This is a genomic window from Salinibacterium sp. ZJ450 (assembly GCF_011751885.2).
Classification (GTDB): Bacteria; Actinomycetota; Actinomycetes; order Actinomycetales; family Microbacteriaceae; genus Ruicaihuangia.
Map to the genome: position 1 here is coordinate 2,710,078 of NZ_CP061771.1, position 17,459 is coordinate 2,727,536.

Annotated in this window: 23 protein-coding genes; 14 read left to right on the forward strand and 9 right to left on the reverse strand. The window is 63.5% G+C overall.

Features of this window, described 5'->3' with window-relative positions:
- Positions 1–90 precede the first annotated feature (90 nt).
- From HCT51_RS13020 to HCT51_RS13050, 7 genes are all read left to right on the forward strand, one after another.
- Positions 91–456, forward strand: a complete 366-nt coding sequence (locus tag HCT51_RS13020) for a hypothetical protein (RefSeq protein ID WP_166878683.1) — start codon at positions 91–93, stop codon at positions 454–456.
- A gap of 148 nt (positions 457–604) precedes the next feature.
- Positions 605–1,090 (forward strand): VOC family protein, encoded by a 486-nt coding sequence (locus HCT51_RS13025; RefSeq protein ID WP_166878686.1) that lies wholly within the window; start codon positions 605–607, stop codon positions 1,088–1,090.
- Between the two features lie 95 nt (positions 1,091–1,185).
- Positions 1,186–1,368 (forward strand): SHOCT domain-containing protein, encoded by a 183-nt coding sequence (locus tag HCT51_RS18765; protein WP_224760486.1) that lies wholly within the window; start codon positions 1,186–1,188, stop codon positions 1,366–1,368.
- A 96-nt stretch (positions 1,369–1,464) separates the two neighbouring features.
- A complete protein-coding gene (locus HCT51_RS13035) occupies positions 1,465–2,214 on the forward strand; it encodes a hypothetical protein (protein ID WP_166878689.1) in 750 nt (249 codons plus the stop codon).
- Positions 2,215–2,244: 30 nt separating this feature from the next.
- On the forward strand, positions 2,245–2,580 hold the full coding sequence (locus HCT51_RS13040; protein WP_166878691.1) for a hypothetical protein: 336 nt from the start codon (positions 2,245–2,247) through the stop codon (positions 2,578–2,580).
- 57 nt (positions 2,581–2,637) lie between these two features.
- Positions 2,638–3,375 carry a hypothetical protein gene (locus tag HCT51_RS13045; RefSeq protein WP_166878694.1) on the forward strand — a complete coding sequence of 246 codons (738 nt, stop codon included), beginning with the start codon at positions 2,638–2,640 and terminating at the stop codon, positions 3,373–3,375.
- 211 nt (positions 3,376–3,586) lie between these two features.
- Entirely contained in the window at positions 3,587–4,195 is a 609-nt protein-coding gene (locus HCT51_RS13050) for a GH25 family lysozyme (RefSeq protein WP_224760487.1), read from the forward strand.
- 12 nt (positions 4,196–4,207) lie between these two features.
- Here HCT51_RS13050 and HCT51_RS13055 read toward each other — a convergent pair whose 3' ends face one another.
- The gene (locus tag HCT51_RS13055) at positions 4,208–4,819 is read right to left on the reverse strand and encodes a TetR/AcrR family transcriptional regulator (protein ID WP_166878697.1); all 612 of its coding nucleotides are present in this window, start codon (positions 4,817–4,819) and stop codon (positions 4,208–4,210) included.
- 83 nt (positions 4,820–4,902) lie between these two features.
- On the opposite strand from HCT51_RS13055, the gene HCT51_RS13060 reads away from it, so the two are divergent.
- Complete coding sequence (locus HCT51_RS13060; protein WP_166878700.1) at positions 4,903–5,511, forward strand: flavodoxin family protein; 609 nt, start codon at positions 4,903–4,905, stop codon at positions 5,509–5,511.
- Complete coding sequence (locus tag HCT51_RS13065; protein WP_166878703.1) at positions 5,508–6,545, forward strand: NAD(P)H-dependent flavin oxidoreductase; 1,038 nt, start codon at positions 5,508–5,510, stop codon at positions 6,543–6,545. Before HCT51_RS13060 ends, HCT51_RS13065 begins: the two co-directional genes overlap by 4 nt.
- Here HCT51_RS13065 and HCT51_RS13070 read toward each other — a convergent pair.
- The 4 genes from HCT51_RS13070 to HCT51_RS13085 all read right to left on the reverse strand — a co-directional run bounded on the left by HCT51_RS13070 (position 6,535) and on the right by HCT51_RS13085 (position 8,373).
- Complete coding sequence (locus HCT51_RS13070; protein ID WP_370626967.1) at positions 6,535–7,476, reverse strand: PhzF family phenazine biosynthesis protein; 942 nt, start codon at positions 7,474–7,476, stop codon at positions 6,535–6,537. The genes HCT51_RS13065 and HCT51_RS13070 overlap by 11 nt on opposite strands.
- Before the next feature lie 128 nt (positions 7,477–7,604).
- Positions 7,605–7,835: a hypothetical protein gene (locus HCT51_RS13075; protein WP_166878709.1), complete on the reverse strand. Its 231-nt coding sequence runs from the start codon at positions 7,833–7,835 to the stop codon at positions 7,605–7,607.
- A 38-nt stretch (positions 7,836–7,873) separates the two neighbouring features.
- Complete coding sequence (locus tag HCT51_RS13080) at positions 7,874–8,143, reverse strand: hypothetical protein (protein ID WP_166878711.1); 270 nt, start codon at positions 8,141–8,143, stop codon at positions 7,874–7,876.
- Positions 8,144–8,160: 17 nt separating this feature from the next.
- The gene (locus tag HCT51_RS13085; RefSeq protein ID WP_166878714.1) at positions 8,161–8,373 is read right to left on the reverse strand and encodes a hypothetical protein; all 213 of its coding nucleotides are present in this window, start codon (positions 8,371–8,373) and stop codon (positions 8,161–8,163) included.
- Positions 8,374–8,527: 154 nt separating this feature from the next.
- On the opposite strand from HCT51_RS13085, the gene HCT51_RS13090 reads away from it, so the two are divergent.
- The 5 genes from HCT51_RS13090 (at position 8,528) to HCT51_RS13110 (ending at position 12,222) form a co-directional block, all read left to right on the forward strand.
- Positions 8,528–9,112, forward strand: a complete 585-nt coding sequence (locus tag HCT51_RS13090; RefSeq protein ID WP_166878717.1) for a TetR/AcrR family transcriptional regulator — start codon at positions 8,528–8,530, stop codon at positions 9,110–9,112.
- A 296-nt stretch (positions 9,113–9,408) separates the two neighbouring features.
- Entirely contained in the window at positions 9,409–10,221 is an 813-nt protein-coding gene (locus tag HCT51_RS13095) for a hypothetical protein (RefSeq protein ID WP_166878720.1), read from the forward strand.
- A gap of 294 nt (positions 10,222–10,515) precedes the next feature.
- Positions 10,516–10,707, forward strand: a complete 192-nt coding sequence (locus HCT51_RS13100; protein ID WP_166878723.1) for a hypothetical protein — start codon at positions 10,516–10,518, stop codon at positions 10,705–10,707.
- A 754-nt stretch (positions 10,708–11,461) separates the two neighbouring features.
- Entirely contained in the window at positions 11,462–11,770 is a 309-nt protein-coding gene (locus HCT51_RS13105; RefSeq protein ID WP_166878728.1) for a DUF7882 family protein, read from the forward strand.
- 158 nt (positions 11,771–11,928) lie between these two features.
- Positions 11,929–12,222 (forward strand): hypothetical protein, encoded by a 294-nt coding sequence (locus HCT51_RS13110; protein WP_166878732.1) that lies wholly within the window; start codon positions 11,929–11,931, stop codon positions 12,220–12,222.
- Between the two features lie 177 nt (positions 12,223–12,399).
- Here HCT51_RS13110 and HCT51_RS13115 read toward each other — a convergent pair whose 3' ends face one another.
- The 4 genes from HCT51_RS13115 to HCT51_RS13130 all read right to left on the reverse strand — a co-directional run bounded on the left by HCT51_RS13115 (position 12,400) and on the right by HCT51_RS13130 (position 17,141).
- Complete coding sequence (locus HCT51_RS13115) at positions 12,400–12,972, reverse strand: hypothetical protein (RefSeq protein ID WP_166878737.1); 573 nt, start codon at positions 12,970–12,972, stop codon at positions 12,400–12,402.
- 14 nt (positions 12,973–12,986) lie between these two features.
- Positions 12,987–14,135 carry a zinc-dependent alcohol dehydrogenase gene (locus HCT51_RS13120; RefSeq protein ID WP_166878741.1) on the reverse strand — a complete coding sequence of 383 codons (1,149 nt, stop codon included), beginning with the start codon at positions 14,133–14,135 and terminating at the stop codon, positions 12,987–12,989.
- Positions 14,136–14,786: 651 nt separating this feature from the next.
- Positions 14,787–15,539: a CPBP family intramembrane glutamic endopeptidase gene (locus HCT51_RS13125; protein WP_166878745.1), complete on the reverse strand. Its 753-nt coding sequence runs from the start codon at positions 15,537–15,539 to the stop codon at positions 14,787–14,789.
- 585 nt (positions 15,540–16,124) lie between these two features.
- On the reverse strand, positions 16,125–17,141 hold the full coding sequence (locus HCT51_RS13130) for a magnesium and cobalt transport protein CorA (RefSeq protein WP_166878750.1): 1,017 nt from the start codon (positions 17,139–17,141) through the stop codon (positions 16,125–16,127).
- Positions 17,142–17,459 lie beyond the last annotated feature (318 nt).

Below are 17,459 nucleotides of genomic sequence, written 5' to 3' on the forward strand. Positions count from 1 at the left end.
GGCTGCGGCGTCTCATCTTGATCTCATGCAGTGGTCCTTAGCGTGGAACGTGGGCGGCAGACCGTCGTCCCTTACCCGAAGGAGTTGAAATTGAACAAGACGGCTACGAAATGGCTGAGCAGCTCGGTCGTGGCGTTCGCATTGGCCGGCGGATCTCTCGCCGTTGCGATTCCGGCGCAGGCTGCCGGAACGGTTTCACAATCGGTGGCGACCAACAACGATCCACACCGCGACCACGACGGCCGCAACAATGACCGCCGCGACCACGACCGTCGTGACCACGACCGCAGTCGTGACCACGACCGCAGAAGCGACCGGCGCACCGAAGCGCTGTGTAACTTCCTCGACCGTTACTTCGACAACGACCGCAACCACCATGACTCCAACGACCGTTGGTCTAGCGACACGTGGCGGTTCCTTGAGCACTGGTACGACGATCACTGCGAGGAGGACTGAGTTTTAGCGACATCCAGAGCAAACAGGCTGGGACTGCGCAGAAATGCGCGGTCCCCTTTTCTTCTGCAGCGTTCGAGCGCTGGACAGCGCACTGAGCTTCGTGTGGACTACTGGATTACTGCTGAACTACTCAACGAAAGGCGGCATCATGAAGATCGTCCCTAACCTGTGGTTCGACAACGCAGCAGAAGACGCAGCGAAGCTGTACACCTCCATCTTTAAGAACTCGAGAATCACCTCCGTCACCAAGTACCCGGAGGCAGCAACCGAGTTCTCCGGCAAGCCCGCGGGCTCCGTCTTGACAGTCGAGTTCGAGCTCGATGGCAATCCCTTCCTGGCCCTCAATGGCGGCCCCGACTTCAGGTTCAACGAGTCCGTGTCGTTCGAGATCCCCTGCGAAGACCAGGAGGAAGTCGACTACTACTGGTCGAAGCTCACGGAGAACGGCGGCGAGGAGTCGATGTGTGGCTGGCTGAAGGACCGCTTCGGCCTGTCCTGGCAGGTCGTTCCGAGGCGGCTGGGCGAGATCATGGCCGACCCCGACCAGAAGAAGGTCGAGGCCGCGACGGCCGCCTACCTGACGATGAGAAAGCTCGACATCGCGACGATCGAGGAAGCGTACGCCTCCGCTTAGCCCATTCGCGGCTGGTGTCGGCCGACGCCGCGGCGTACTCTGAGCCTGAATCCGAGGGGAAGTGCTCGCATGATGTTCGGATTGTGCTCGTGGTCGTGGCTATTCTCGCCATCACTGGCCGGATGACGCCCCAGATGGCGTCAACCCCGCGCCTGCCCGGCGAACAGTCCGGGGTTGGCGAGCGAAGCCCGGCACGGCGAATCCTCGATGAACGGTTCGCACGCGGTGAGCTGGATGCCGACCAATACCGTGAGCATCTGCGAGTGCTCGGCGAGTAGCGCGCTGACTCTTCCCGTCGCTGGGTTGCGCGGGGTCGCATCGCGGGTTCAGGTTGCCAGTGGAATGATCCGGGCGCCGCCCGCTAAGGTGAGCGCATGTCGGCCATCGAGGTTACCGATCACCGTACGCGGACCGTTCGCTTCCGCTGGGTTTCGATCACTGGATCGCTCATCGCGGCCGCTCTGTTTCTCGGCTCAGCGGTGCTGCAAGTGATGGCTTCGCTCCAGCGGTGGGTCGTCTTCCGGGGCTCACGGACGGACGACGAACTCTCGGTAGAAGACCATGTCTTTGATTACTCCCTGCCGTGGCCTCCTTGGGAGCCCATCGGGACCGCTGCTGAGCTCTTTGGCGCGGGCACTCTGCTCCTCGCGCTCGGTGTGTTAGTGATGCCGCTCAGCGTGTCGGTTGTGGCGCGTACCGCCGCACGTCGCGGCGTGGCAGTCGGCGTCGGGATCGTGCTCGCCATCCTCGTCGCCGGCTCGTTCGGGATCTTTGGAGTGCATGCCCTCATCTCAGGGCTCGCTGGTGCTCCTTCTCCGCTGCGACACTTTTGGGCGCTGGGCTGGGTTGGGCTCATCGGGCTGATTGGCCTCAGCGTGCTGTGGGGGCGGATTTCGCGGGCGGCCCCGGCGATCGCATGCGTGTTCCTGATCGGCTCTACTTGGCCGCTGGGTTGGATCGGAGCCACCTACGTAATCGCGCCCATCATTGGCGGCTCGTCGCACGACACGGCCCCGTGGAGCGAGACCGTCTTCGCCGCGTCGCCCGCCGCGGCGGGGGTAGCGATGATCGTCGCGGCGTGGATGGCGGCGCGTCGCAGGGCGACTGAAACCTTTTCGTTGTAATACCTCACCTACTGGCATTAGGTTTGCCGCATGGAGCGACTTCAGACGCGTGCGTCGGTGGCGGTACCGGTTTCCGCGATCGCGCTGGCGACCGGCGCCGCTGTTTCCTTCGCTGTAGGCGATGCAGTCGGGTTCCTCAGCGACGCCGCGGAGGGCGTGTTCGTCGTAACCTGGCTGCTGGGCTGGGTGCTTCTCGCGTGGGCCGCGATCATCGGCGGAGGATATGCCGTTCTGCTTGGCCTGCGGCGGCTTTCTCGGCGGCCGGTGTCCCGTTCGGAAGCTGTGCTTGTCGCCGTCTCTCTCGCGCTCATCGCGGTTGTGATGGCGACCCACCCGCTGTGGGGAACCGGTTCGGCCGTCGGCTGACCGACGGTTCGCCAGCCATCCTGCGCAGGCCCGGCTCGATGTGGGACGGTGGGGTTTGTGAGCGATAAGCGTTTGGCGCAACTGGGCGTCTTCGAGATTCCGATCGTGGCATTGGATGGCCGCGGGGCTCCCTTGGCGAGCTTTCTGGAACCACGGCGAGTCGACATGCCGCCTGACGTTGCGGCCTTCGGTGCACCAACACTTGGGTGGCGGGTCCTGCCCACCTCGCTAAACCGCGAGCAGTTGCGCGAGGAGCTGATCGTGGTTGGTGCTCCAACCGAGGACGGTCAGTGGTTCCTGGGGCAATTGATCGAGCGTGGCGGCCGCTGGAACTTCACCTTCCATGGCCCGATTGCGCGGCATCCGTCCAAGGCAGAACGTAGCGCCGGCCTGCAGTTGCGGTGGCCGCAGGCAGCTGCTGACGTGCCCGTGGATCAGGTGTTCATCGATGTACTCAACACGTCCACCGAGCGTTGGATTCCAACTCCTGTGGACCACTTCCATACGGTCGGCGTGCTGGTTGAGGCAGGCGCCACCACTGGAATGCCAAGTGGATACTCGTATGCCTATGTGAGCGGGCAACCGATCACGTTCGTCCTCGACCCCGGCGAATACGCCCGGGTTCACGTGAATGTTCCCGCACGTGCGGTCATCGACGCGGGACTAGGCCTGCACGCCCTATACGCGGCGCTGCCGGCGTTGAACATGACTAGCGAGCCTCCGTTGCCAGTGACCATCACCGAGGAAGACTTGCAGAAGGCCGCGCCACCGCCGCCGCATCGTCGAACAAACTGAAGCGATGCCGGGGTCTGGGCACGGCATCCGTGAGACGGTTAGCTGGTGACCGCCGACCCGTCGAAGCCCCGCAGACGCCGCATCAGCTGGCGTGGCGCTGCCATCACGGCTTCGGTGACGCTGCTCATCCTCGGAGCATGCGCAGCGCTGATCCGGGCTACTGTGGCCAAACCGACTCTTCGCAAGCAGCCACACCACCCGCGGCATCGACGTGTCCTCGTACCAGGGTGCGATCGACTGGACCGTGCTCAGCTCAGAAGACATCGACTTCGCCATCATCAAGGCGACGGAGGGATCCGGCGCCCAGGACTCGCGATTCGCGAAGAACTGGTCCGATGCACACGAAACCGACCTGTTGGTCGGCGCCTACCATTTCATTAGCTTCGAGAGTGAAGGCGCCACTCAGGCTCAAAACGTGATCGACACGGTGCCGGATGCCCCCGGCTCACTGCCCGTGACCGTCGACCTCGAGTTCTATGGCGACTTCTTCGACAACCCTCCGACGCGCACGCATGTTCGGAACATCCTCGACCCGCTGCTCGCCGCGCTTGAAGACCACTACGGCACGCCGCCCATCATCTATGCGACGCCAGACGCGTACGACCGTTACGTCCGCGACGACTACCCAGACAACCCGATCTGGATTCGGTCGGTTGCGCTCCCGCCGAGGTTGTCGGACGAGCGCGACTGGACCATCTGGCAGTACTCTCACCGCGATCGTCTCCGCGGTTACAACGGGGACGAGCAATACATCGACATGAACGTCTTTGCCGGCACACTTGACGAAATGCGCGCGCTCGCGGCTCAATCGGCGAGATGATCTCGCTTCGTGTCAGTTGACCGGCGGCTGTGGAAAGGTGCCGAGAAGTGCACGAATCTGTTGCCAGAGGTTATCGAGCTCGGACGGATCGTCGTACAACTTCGCGAACATCACCGCTCCTTCCAGTTGTGCGAGGATGGCGCGCGCACTCGCCGCGCTCGCGCGTTCACCGGGGATGACGCCTTCGGCGGCGGCCGCGTCTAGCACGGCACGGATGAGTTCGGTCTGGTCTTCGAACAGTTCCCGAAGGAATTCACGCAGCTCAGGCTCGTCGGCGCCCGCCTCGAGCGCGAGGTTTCCGTAGAGGCAGCCGATGACCGTCCCGGACGACTCACGCCAATCCTGCTGAATCGCAATCTGCTGCTGGACCAGGTGCTCAAGACCGCGGATGCCCGGTCCGCCGCCAAGCGCCTCAAGCCACCGACCGCGTTCCGCTGCCCACGCCGATTGCAGTGCCGCGACGGTCAGTGCCTGCTTGGAATCGAAGAAATAGTAGAAGCTCCCCTTGCGCACGTCGGCGCGTTCACAAATCTCCGCCACCCCAATCGCGCCGTATCCGCGCGCGTGCATCAGGGTGCGGGCCGCGTCGATCAGCTGCTCTCGTGCCATGCTCGTCCTGCCCATCTATCGAGTATACGACCGGTCAAGTATTGCGCATAGTTGACCAGTCGTCTATGGTCAGAGCACACCCCATAAAAGGAGACACAATGCACTCGGATCACGCGATTATTGCGATCGCCTATCACAGCGGGTGTGGGCACACCGCGCGTCTCGCCCAAGCCGTCGCCGCCGGCGCACAGCAGTCCGAGGGCTGTTCGGCTGTCGTATACGACGTGGCCGATCTCTCTGACCAGCTTTGGGAGGGGCTCGAGCAGGCGGACGCGATCATCTTCGGCTCACCGACCTACATGGGCAGCCAGTCCTCCGTATTCCAACAGTTTGCGGAAGCCAGCGCGTCAGTGTGGGCTGCACAGGGGTGGAAGGACAAAGTTGCGGCTGGCTTCACCAATTCCGCGGGAGTGAACGGCGACAAGCTGAACACGCTGACCTCAATCGCTCTCCTCGCGGCCCAGCATGGGATGCACTGGGTATCGCTCGGCCTGCCGCCAGGGTGGCTGTACTCGTCCAATGGCACGGTCGACGACCTCAACCGGCTCGGCGGTTTCATCGGCGCCATGGCCCAGTCTCCATCGGATGCCGCGGCAGCGGTCGCCCCGTCGGACGCGGACCTTCGCACGGCTGAGCACCTGGGTCGCCGCGTGGCCGCAGTCACTCTCCAGCTGCGCGCCGGGCTTCGAGAGGCGGCTCTGGTATGAACCGGATCGTAGACCTGTTTGGGATTCGACATGCGATCGTGCAGGGTCCGTTCGGCGGCGGGCTGTCCACCGTCGAACTCGCGGCCGCCGTCTCAAACGCGGGCGGACTGGGATCGTTCGGTGCACACATCCTGCATGCCGATGGGATCCGGGCGGTAGTGGAAGGGATTCGCGAGCGCACGCCCCTGCCGTTCTCGGTGAATTTGTGGGTCCCACAGCCGGGCGAGGGCGACGCTGTCAATCTCGAGCCACACATTCAGCGACTCGCGCCGCTCTACGCCCGACTAGGGGTGGAATGGAACGGGTCGCCGGCCGAGGCTCCGGACTTCGACGAGCAACTCGATTCCCTCCTCGCTGCTGCCCCTCCCATCATTAGTTTCGTCATGGGCCTGCCGCCCCAATGGGCTGTTGATCGGGCGCGGAACGCCGGCATCATCCTGATCGGCACTGCCACGACCGTCGCCGAGGCTCGGTCGATCGAGGCCGCCGGCCTCGACGCAGTCGTCGCTTCGGGCAGCGACGCCGGAGGTCACCGCGGTGCATTCCTCCGCCCGGTTGGCGAGTCACTGGTCGGTACGTTCTCGCTTGTGCCACAGGTTGTGGATTCGGTCGGCATCCCGGTGATCGCCGCCGGTGGTATCGCAGATAGGCGCGGCATCGCGGCCGCGCACGCACTCGGGGCTGACGGGGTCCAAATCGGCACAGGATTCCTCGTGACCGCCGAATCCGGAGCGAGCGATGTGCACCGAGAAAAGCTGGCAAGCGCGGATGCCGAGATCACCGTTCTCACTCGGCTGTTCTCCGGCAGGCACGCCCGCGGGATCGTCAACGCCCTCGTAAGAGAGCTCGCTTCCGAGGAGGACGCCGTGCCCCACTACCCTGTCCAGAACGCACTAATGCAACCGCTCAGGCAAGCAGCGGCCCGCCTCGGCAATGGCGACTACCTCAACCTTTGGGCTGGACAGGCTGCTCCGCTCACCCGGCCGCGGTCGGCGGCCGAATACGTCGCCTCACTCACCGTACCTACGCGTTGACCGATGACGAGCGGTCCGCGGGCAAGACCACCGGGACCGCTCGTTGCAAGAGATGTTGGACGCGAGGCCGCTGTAGCATCTCGTCCGCGCCGCCGGTAACCCGCACGCGGCCTTCCCTGGGCACTTCAACCATGATCAGCGAGGGCCGGCCCACTTCCGCGCCCTGTTCCACCGTCAGCACCGCGGGCAACGTGATGTGCCGGCCGGCCCGCAGGTACGCCCCGAGCCCCGCGGCGGCGGACCCGGTGGCAGGATCTTCGCGGATACCACCGCGAGGGAACGGGTTGCGTGATGCGAAGCGCGTCGCGTCGATGCGATGGACGACGGGGATTGTGCCGTCCCATCCTTGCCGGTCCTGTAACCGCAACACCGCTTCGGCGTCATGGTCCAGCCTCGCGAGTACTCCTCCGCGCACCGGTACGAGCGGGTGTGGGTTACCTCCGCGCACGAGGGCGGGTGACAGTGCCGGGTCGAGATCGTCGCGCGCGAGCCGGAGTGTTGCCAGCAGCTCGTCGAGCAGATCGTCGTCGAGCGGTTCGACGGCAGTGTCGACGGCGACCAGGGTGGCTTTCTGGTCTGAAACTTCAACGGGAACTTCCCCAGCATTCGTGGCCAGGCGAATCAACGGTCCGGCGCCGCGACGAGAAAGGGCCACCCCGGAGGCGATTGTCGCGTGCCCACAGAAGGCAATCTCGGCACGGGGCGTGAAGTAGCGGATGCGGGCGGAGTCATGCGTTATCGACGTGAGGAAAGCGGTCTCGCTGAAACCGAGTTCGGCGGCGATGCGCAGCATCTCAGCATCGATCAGGCCTTCCGCATCAATAACCACACCCGCGGGGTTGCCCGACGCAGCGTTTGGTTGCTCAGAGGTGAAGGCGCGAAATCTAAGTATGTTCACATCCCCATGGTGGCGTGCGCCTATCAGTCGCACGAGGGCCAATTCCGAGACAGTGGCTTGGTGAGCCTCGTTCCCACCTTGAGCGCTCACATGGCGCCGCCGCAAGTGGGACGCTAAACGGGCAGCTACTTTCGTACTAGGAGGAACGCGTGCGGAGTGACTCAGGCCATCGACAGGAAGTCCGCCTGAGCCAGTTCTAGACTCTCGCGGCCACTGGGCGAGGTGCTGCCGGGGCGGATCACCCGGTACGCGTCGGCGGTCCGCTCGATGAAGCCGAGCAGAAGCGGCGCTTGATTCGGCTCGGGGGCGTCGCCGTAGACTCGCCAGAGACGGTTGTCGACAGGGCTCACGCGCATTTTTGGGTCGGCTGGCGTTGGTGCTGTCTTGATCACCTTGTTCTCCCGGGTTGAGGTTGAAGGGAAGGATGCGGTCAGAAGGGGGCTACTGGATTGCGTACGAAGTGATCGAGGGCCTGGCTGAGTGTGCCGTAGCGCGTGATCTCCCCGGGGCGGCCGATCTGCAGTACCTCAAATCGGTTGCGCTTCTCCTCGACGAACCCGAGCAGCCCGAGGGCGTTGTCGGGCGAGACACGGTTGTCGAAGATCCGCCATTCGGTGGCAGAGAGGGCGAGCACGTCGAGGTCGACGACCGTTGGCGCCACGGAGGGCAGTTCGATCTGGGTGGAAGTGATGGGTTGCATCGTGTCACCGTGTCCGATCAGCGGTGAGAACGGTGGAGAAGGATGCCAGCGAATCTGCTCCTCAGCCAGCGCCGGAGCACCCGCCGGTTCGCTTCGGTGACAACGAGCTGCTCGCTGCTTCCGGCCGCTGCTTTTGGCCGCCAGGTGAAGTCCTGCTCCCCGGTGACGCGCTCCGGGCTGAGCGGACGGTCGAACGCGGTGTTGTTAGGCCACGTCGTGGTGGTAGTCATGCACTGCTCTCCGCTCTTGAGTAGTAATTGCTGCGCTGTCCCCCGTATCGGGGTCAGAGAGAACGCTCGTTCTCATTTCTAGCGAGAACGAACGTTCTCTGTCAACTACCAGCAGATCGAGCGTTCTCAGCTGGCCCGGTGTACCCTGTTTGCCGTGAACGGAACTACCGTTGCTCCCCCGCAAACAACCGCGCGCGAGCGGATCATCCGCAGCGCGTACGAGTTGTTCTCTCATCGCGCTATTCGCGATGTCGGGGTCGACGAGCTGATCCAGTCGGCTGGCGTCGCGACATCTACGTTCTATCGTCACTTCCCGTCGAAGGATGACGTGGTTATTGCGTTCCTCGAACGGCGTGAGACCGTCTGGACCTACGGCACCGTCGAGGCCGAGGCGCGGCGCCGTGGAACCACCGCGCGGGAACAGCTGCTGGCGATCTTCGACATCTATGACGAATGGTTCCGCCGCGACGACTACGAGGCCTGCTCGTTCATGCACGTGCTGTTCGAGATGGGGTCCGAACACCCGCTCGGCAGGGCGAGCATCGACAACCTCGGCCGCATTCGCCAGGTCGTGAGGATGTTCGCCACCGAGGCCGGGCTGCAGGGCGTCGACGACTTCGACTGGTCTTGGCACATTCTGATGAAGGGCGCCATCGTCGCTGCCGAAGAGGGCGACAAGGATGCGGCGCTGCGGGCCAAGAAGATGGGTGCCTGGCTGATCGACCAGCACTCGGCATAGGTAGCGCCGTGCTCCTTGCCGAAGTCCATGTCGCAGAAGTCAACGAGAAAATCCACGACACCATCCGCTGACTGCGCGGATTCGCCGCAACCGCGGCCGAAGCAGTTGACGGGATCGGCAATGGAGGGACAGTCGTACAGATCGGCCTGGGCCGAAGCATGCCAAATCATCATCCAACGGGCGATCTTCGTCGCTCGGCGAGCATAGGCGGAACTGGCCCGAAGCGGTGCAATTGCGACTGCGTAGCCAAGCCCGACCCTGAGCGGGCTTGGGAAAGTGAGTGTGCGTGCAGGAGGGTGCAAAGCGACGTATTAGCTGCCGAGCAACGTTTTGGCTACCGTCTACCGGTGCTGATTCCGTCCCTGCATGCTCTTTTCATGAGACTCTACGAGCGCGACAGGATGCGGAAGGCGATCGCTGGAGTTGTTACCGAGGCTCGGAGCAACTGGAACGGCGCGCGCTATGTCCGTTTCCGGTGGACGAAGACTCAGGGTGCGTTGCTGGTCGCTGTCCTCGGCGAGGATTCGGTACCGGCCCCTCTCACCGGCACTGATCGGGGCCTGCTGGGCGAGCTGGCAAAGCTCACTGACCCCGCTTTCGCAAACCGAGCCATCTCGATGTGTCGGAAGATCGGAGGGTACACCTACGAAATCTCGGTCAGAGATGAATCGTTCGCCGGTTCCTCCTTCGACGAGGACGAGTTCGCCTTCGTGCTCGTGAAGCCGCTCCGGGATGCTTCGGGCGGACTCGCTAGGGCGGGATTCCCCAACTACGACCTCGACTCCGTCGACATGTGCTGGATCGTCGACTTCGCACAGGCACCGGGCGCCCGCTTGTTCTTCGGCTGGTTCGACTGGAATCGGTCTCTGGTCGGTGCACCGTTCATCTACCGGCAGACTCGGGAAGCATTCGCGAAACCCGGCCTTGAGTATGACCTTCAGGACTTCGCCCGTCCGGTGGTGCCAACACGCGACGCATTGCTGACCGAGCTCAGCGGAATGAACACCGAAATCAGCGACTTGGAGCGCACCGTCGACGTGATCTGGGCGTACTTCTCGGACCATTTCCTCGTTGAGAGGAGCCTTCGCGGCCGAAAAACCGAACCGTAGCGTGCGCGGGGGAAGTCGACGCCGCCGCTCGGTCTCTCAACTGACCGGCAAGCGGCGCGTGATCGGACAGAGTGACGAGGTTGCAACATTCGCAACGGAACGGCTCGGGTCACTTGCCGGACCTTCGACGAGCACCTGTCCAATGCTGCTCATGGCGCCCGAGGCTAGCGGTGTGGTTCGCCACCTGCGGCCGAGAGGGTGCCCTTCATTTCCCGTCGAATGAGGCAACGACAACGCCCACGCGCGCACGCAAGCTTCTAGTGCGGTCGCGGTCGTGCGCGTAGCATCGGGCGCATGGCCGACGACCTGGAGAACGTGCTGCAGAGCCCGAACTGCGCCACGTGTCTTCAGCCGCTCGACATCGCGGGCACGGAGGAGCACCGGTACTGGTGGTGCCCGCGATGTCGAGTTGCGGCCCTGTCGTCGCAGCGATCGCCGGGTGGCGACGGTTTCCCGGAGGATACGCAGCCCTGGCGGCCTCGGTGACAGACGGAACCAAGTGCAACCGATCTGTGCACCCGCGGAATGGGGGTCGCTCGCACACCGCGGGATCCCTACGCTCGACGCTGGCGCATTTTCCCCCTGGTGTGCCGCGCGTCGTCCCCACCCCTCGAAGGTGGGGATGACGCTACCCGTTACCGCCCGAAGACCCTGCCCAACCACCGTCGAATCGCCGAAGTAGGCGGCGGCGGTGTTTCCACGGTTGCGGGTTTCTCCCTGTGGCCGACGATCAAGCTAACTTTCCTGCATTGGCGGCAGTCGAGCAGGAACTCGTGGACCGAAAGACCCGTACCGAAGTAAGGGTTCCGAGTTGCCCTGACCGATGCTCCGCAGTTCGGGCACGAGAGGTCCATGGGATGTCCTCTCCGGTAAGCGGTGATGCAGATGGCTTCGCCTCCGGGGTACAACCCGAATGCAGTCCCGGAGGCGAAGCGGGCACGATCCACTAGGTCTCTACCCGGAGACCCGCATGACGTGCGTAACGCCCGCAGGGGGGTAGGCGCCCCCACGAGCATAAAGGGTACAAATCATATTTGCTCGTCCCACAAGAACGAGTTCAGGCCCTAATCAGTGGCCAGCTCTTGGAGTTGCGCCCGCCGCAGCAGAGCACGAGCCTTTGGATGAGTAGAGCGCTGTGGATCCTCGCGACATCTATCACCCCCGAGCGCCCCGTCGGTAGGATCGGCAGCAACGCCCAGTTGCGGCGTGAACGTCACTGTCACCCGAAGGACGTGTGATCGTGGGGAAACTTGTCTATGGATCTCCCGAAACGGAGATCGAGTTTGAAGACCGCCTGCTTGCTCACCTTCAACGTGCGATCATCGCACAGCTTCGCCGGGGTGAGTCGTTTGCGATCTCCTGGCAGGAGGATAAGGCACAGGGTGGCGGTCGCAGAACGCTCTGGCTGCATCCCGCAATCCCGTTGCAGTTCGTTTTCGACGAGAGTGAGCAGCCGGAATTCAACCGCCGATGGGTGGAAGCCCTGATCGTCAGCGGCTACAGCGCCCACGGGCTTTATCTCGTACCAGAGCCAGAGTTGGCACCTTGACCATTACCGCAACGCCGGTCGATGGCGCGGCTGAAACTACCGCTTCTTCTCTTGCCGCACCCGTGTCACCGGTCAAAACTTTCGGTAGGCCGACCCGTGGACAGCTTGGTGGCATAGTGGCACGCTGCTAATTAGCAAGGCCAAAAAAGGGAGACGCTATGTCAAACACGCCAGGAACCCCCGCACGACGCGACCCGGTGATCGGCCGAACCGGGAGTGAGACGAAGTCCGCGCTGAAGACGACCGAGTTCTACGCCTGGATCGTCGTGTCGCTGGCGATTCTGATCGCCTCCGCAGTGGTCGACAACGGTGAGGACAATCAGGGCTTTGGCGCTGACAACGCCTGGCTGTATGTCGCAATCGTGACGGCTGCGTACATCGTGAGCCGCGGTATCGCCAAGGCCGGCGTGAGCAAGCCCCACGACGACACCCGCGACGTCAGCGGCCGATAGGCCAGCACCGGACCCGACTCGGCTGGGGTTCCATATTCAGCGGGAGTCAAGTAGAGCCGCCCCGCTACGGATTACCTCTGCGGGGCGGCTCACCCCCTGCTGACATCGGCGCATCCCACCTCGTCAGAGTTCGCCGCCGCGCACCTGTCGAGCGCCGCGAGTAGGCAAACCGCGCGCTCAGGCAGGGCGGCGCCCGACGACGCGCTTCACCAGCGAGAACGCGAGCCATCCGGCCAGCAGCCACGGCCCGACGATGATCACGGGGTCCATCCACATGTGTGAGACATCCGCCCGTCCACGTCCGAATCGAGAGCGGATCGGACGATGCCGGCGTTCACTCAGCACGCCGCTCTCGGTGATGGGGTCATCCGGTCGAGCACTGGCCAGGGAACGCAGGTGGCTCTCCACCGCGTCGACGCGGTCACCGGCGATGAGCAGCAGCCAGTGTGCGGCGCGGCCCTCGCTGTACCGCCGATAGGCGAGCCGCCGGATGGCGCCGGACAACCCGTGCAGCGGAGTCGCGGTACCGAACACCGGGGTGAGGAACTTGTGCTCGATTGAGCGCTCACGCGGCCACTTCTCCTCTTGGCGTTCCGGGAAGTCCCAGTGAGCGCCCGTGGCGTCGGGGTCAAACCTCTCGCGCGGGAAGGCCGGAGGGTTCTTGGGATCCAGGTCCACTCCCCAACCCGGGATACGCGCACGGACCTCCTCGGGAACCGTGCGCCCAGGTTCACCTGCGGTGTATGGCATGGTCGATAGTCCTTTCAGACAGCGCCCGGAACGACAATCGGCTTGATACAGTCGTCGAGCTTCGCTGAGAACATGTGGTAACCCTCGCCGATGTGCTCAAGGGGCAGCCGGTGCGTCACGATGTCGTTCGGCTTGAGGTACCCATTCTGAATGTGCTCGAACAGTCGCGGCCATTGACGCTTCACGGGGCACTGGTTCATCCGCAACGTGAGCCCCTTGTTCATGGCGTCCCCGAACTTGACCGCGCTGAACAGCGGCCCGTACGCACCCATCACCGAAACGGTGCCGCCCTTCCGCACCGAATCAATCGCCCAGTTCAGGGCGACCGGTGAGCCGCCCTGCAGCTTGAGCTTCGCGGACGTGACGTGCTGGGTGAAGTTGCCATCCGCCTCGGCGCCGACGGCGTCGATGGCGACATCCGCTCCCAGGTAGTCGGTGGCCTTCTTCAGGTGCACGACGATGTCGTCGAATTCCGTGAAGTTGAACGCCTCCGCCTGCGCGAAGCTGCGCGCCTTCTCCAGGCGATAGTCGAGGTGATCGATCACGATGACCCGGCCGGCGCCCATCAGCCAGGACGACTTCGCGGCGAACAGACCCACCGGGCCGGCGCCGAACACGACGACGGTGTCGCCTTCGTCGATGTCGCCGAGTTGCGCCCCGAAGTACCCAGTCGGTAAAGCGTCGGTCAGCAGCAGAGCGTCCTCATCGTCCATCCAATCCGGGATGATGCTGGGCCCGACGTCGGCGAAGGGCACCCGCACGTACTCTGCTTGCCCGCCGTCATATCCGCCGCACGTGTGGGAATAGCCGTAAATGCCGCCGATGGCGGTGGCGTTCGCGTTCACGTTGTGGCAGTTGGAGTACAAACCGCGCACGCAGAAGTAGCACGACCCGCAGAAGATGTTGAAGGGCACCATCACCCGGTCGCCGGGTTTCAAGTGCTCCACGGATGATCCGACCTGCTCGACCACGCCGATGAATTCGTGCCCGAACGTCATTCCGACGCGGGTGTCCGGCATCATGCCGTGGTAGAGATGCAGGTCCGACCCGCAGATCGCTGCCATCGTCACTTTGACGACGGCGTCGTTCGGGTGCTCGATCGGCGGAATGTCCTTCTCTTCGACACGGACCTTGTACGGCCCGCGGTACACCATCGCTCGCATCGACGCCTCCCCAACAGATCGTTGCCGCCAGCGTCACCCTCGCTTCGGGGAGAGTCAAGGGGGCCATTCTGAGAGCGCAGAAGGTTTTGAGCTAAAGGGGCCGGAGAGCGGTCTTTCAATTGGGACACCACCGGCTGCGCGAGGACTCCCCCGCAAACCCATTCGCAAGCGTTAAGGCGTGAGCGGGTCAGCGGCGATCGAGCCGGCTAGCCGAACCTCTGCTTTCTGGGTCATCTGGCGGAGTTCGCGTGGACGGTGAAATGTCAAATGTATCCGCAGGCCGGTCGGGGATGACCGCCAGTCCTATCCAAACCACCAGCCTGATCGTCGGACCACTGTTCCTTCTGGCGAAGAGTTGGCGGCGAACGGCACGGTCAGCGCGCTCTGTGACTCACGACGTACGCATACGCGGCCCCGGCGGGGCTGCTATTGCCGCCGGCATTATTCTTGCGGCGCTGTTGAGCGTCCAACGACCGCGCGGGCAAACCATTGCCATTGGCATTGCGGTAGATATCGCGACCTTTGTGATTCGGTTCACGATGCGGAGACGAAACAGCAGCTCAGCGCGAACCAACCCATAGTGGCCAGTTGAGCCGATCACCGTGCTCGCTGGTCGATCTGGTTCGACACCCTGTTCTCCCCACCGGAGCCCTACCCGAGGATCAGATAGAAGATCACCCAGTTCATCGCCAAGTTGAACCCCGCGTGCGCGACGATTGCCCCGATCAGCGACCCTGTGAGCCGGCGAAATCCGTAGAACACGAGCGACACCAGGAACATGGCCGTCACCCAAAGCAGCGCGGGCAGCGGCAGGAACGCCCACACGCCGGCCACGAACACCAGGCCGAAGTGCGCCAAGTGCGTGACGGCGAACGCGGTCGCGTCAGTCAGCACCGCGCGCCGGTCACCCCAGCGCGTGGCGATGCTCTCGTGGGCGAGGCCGCGGTACAACACCTCCTCACCGATGGGGCTGAACAGCATCCCGATCACCGCGTAGATGATGAAGTACACGAGCCGGTCGCTGTCCGAGGGGGCCGACGGCACGTTCGAGTATGAAAGCGCAATGTAGGCGAACGGGTGGGACACCGTATGGCCCCACAGCACGGCGGCTGCGGCGTAGACGACCAGCGCGGATGCGACTCCGGCGAGCGCCGCCGGAAGTACCCAGCGCCAGCGCGACGGTCCCACCATGCCGATTCGCCGGCGGCCGTCCCGGGTGAGCAGCAGCCACGGCAGCACGATCATCGCCACGAACACGAAACTCACGAGCTGGTAGCTGCCAGTGACGTTCGCTTGCAGCACCAGGGCCACCCGCACCACGCCGAACACCACCAGCAACAGGACGCCGGTGCGCGGTGTCAACGCGAGCATCGAGCGGAACGGGGCACGGACGGTCAGGGTCACAGGCGTAAGCATAGAGCCGCTAGTGAGATGAATTCGGTTCTGCGATAGGCGCGTGTCCGATCTGAGGGCCCATAGCCATACCGATGTCGTCCGGGTACTGCCGGCCCGCCACAGACTGTTCGGCCGTGCACTCCCAAGGCTGAATCGTCGGATTCCGTCGGCTGCGGCTCGTCGCGCTGCCGCTTGGCAATTACCCATGGGCAGCGAAGACCAAATCCTGCATGTAGGTGATTTCGGCATCTGCTTTGGAACAAACCCCGGCAGGGGACCCTCAGCGGGCACCTTGGATTATTGCTGGTGCATCGCGCTGATGGGTCGGAGGGGAACCATCAACGGCCTGGTTCGCGAGTTGCACACTCGGCGGACCAGGGGCGTTATGCCGTCCGCATCGTCCGTGCGCTGTACGGTGACCTCGGAACTGCCATGGATGACCAAGTTTCGACGGCACCTAGCTCCGTCAGTGCGTGGTGTGCTTCGAGCTGCATTCGCGCCGAGACTCGTTGGCGTGTACGTCGTTGTGGTTGCAACACGCTGTCGAGCTCGGCGTTCCGCCAACCTGGGTGCCGCGCTTTTACGCCGAACCGCCTAGAGCCACTTGTTCTTCTTGAACACTCCCCACAGGGTCGCGCCCATGATCACCATGGCGGCGACGGCCATGGGGTAACCCCACGACCAACGGAGTTCAGGCATGAAATCGAAGTTCATGCCGTACACCGTCCCGATCAAGGTAGGTGCGAACAGGATCGCAGCCCATGACGAAATCTTCTTGACCTCCTCACTCTGCGCAAGGCTCGCTTCCGAGAGCAGCCGGGTTTCCTCGTTCTGGCGCTGAGAGATGAGCGCGGCTTGAACCGTCAACGCATTCTGGAGCAGCGCGCGGAACGCATCCGCCTGCTCGGAAATACGCAGCACATGATCCAAGACATCGCGGAGGGACCGCTGCAGTTCGACGTCGACTTTGTACTTCACGGACCCTTCGCCGAGGTCTTGGAGTATCCCCACCAAGGGATGAACAGCGCGCTGGAAACTGATTACCTCGCTGAGGAGCGCGTATATGCGACGGGAGACATCCGGGTGCCCGCCGAAGAGCTGATCCTCGATCTCGTCGATATCGTTTTCCAATCCAGCGATCACCGGCCCGTACTCATCGACGACCTCATCGAACAAGGCGTAAAGCACAGCTTCCGGGCCTTTGCTGAGGAGCTCGGGGTTGGCTTCCATCCGCCTCCGCACCACCGCAACATTGGGCGCCTCGGCATGACGCACCGTGATCACGAAATCTGGCCCAACGAAGACGTGAAGTTCACCGAATTCGACGGTCTCCTGTTCGTCGACGTAACGGGCCGGACGCAACACGACGATCAACGTGTCGCCGTAACGCTCGAACTTGGCTCGCTGGTGCCCCTTGAGTGCGTCCTCGACGGCGAGGGGGTGCAAATCGAACTCTTTCGCAACGGAGTGCACCTCATCCGCGCTCGGGCGGTATAGGCCGATCCAAGCCATGCCGCCGCGTTCGCGCATGACCTCGTATGTCTCATCGAGGCTCGTCGGGTTCTCGGTGCGCACACCATCCACGTAGACACCGTTGTCAATGAGTGCCATGTCTGTTCCTCTTCTACTCAATTACTCCACCGCTTCGCACCGCGGAATGCAGGCGGGTCACGCCCCGCCCGGGGTTCCCACCCGGGAAGCACGGCGCAAGGTACCCCGGTGGACGATACGCCAGTCGAACATCATGGATGAACGCGAAGCACAACTGAGGTTCTTAACCTCAGCGGGTGACGATTCGTTCAGGAAGCCCTGGGGGCCGATACATCCATGAACAGGGCTATAGGTGTCGCTGCGGCGTCTGGGGCACTCCGAATGTCGCCCAGCCGCGCCATTCGGACTCGCACAACGTCACAGGCGGTAGTGCAACGC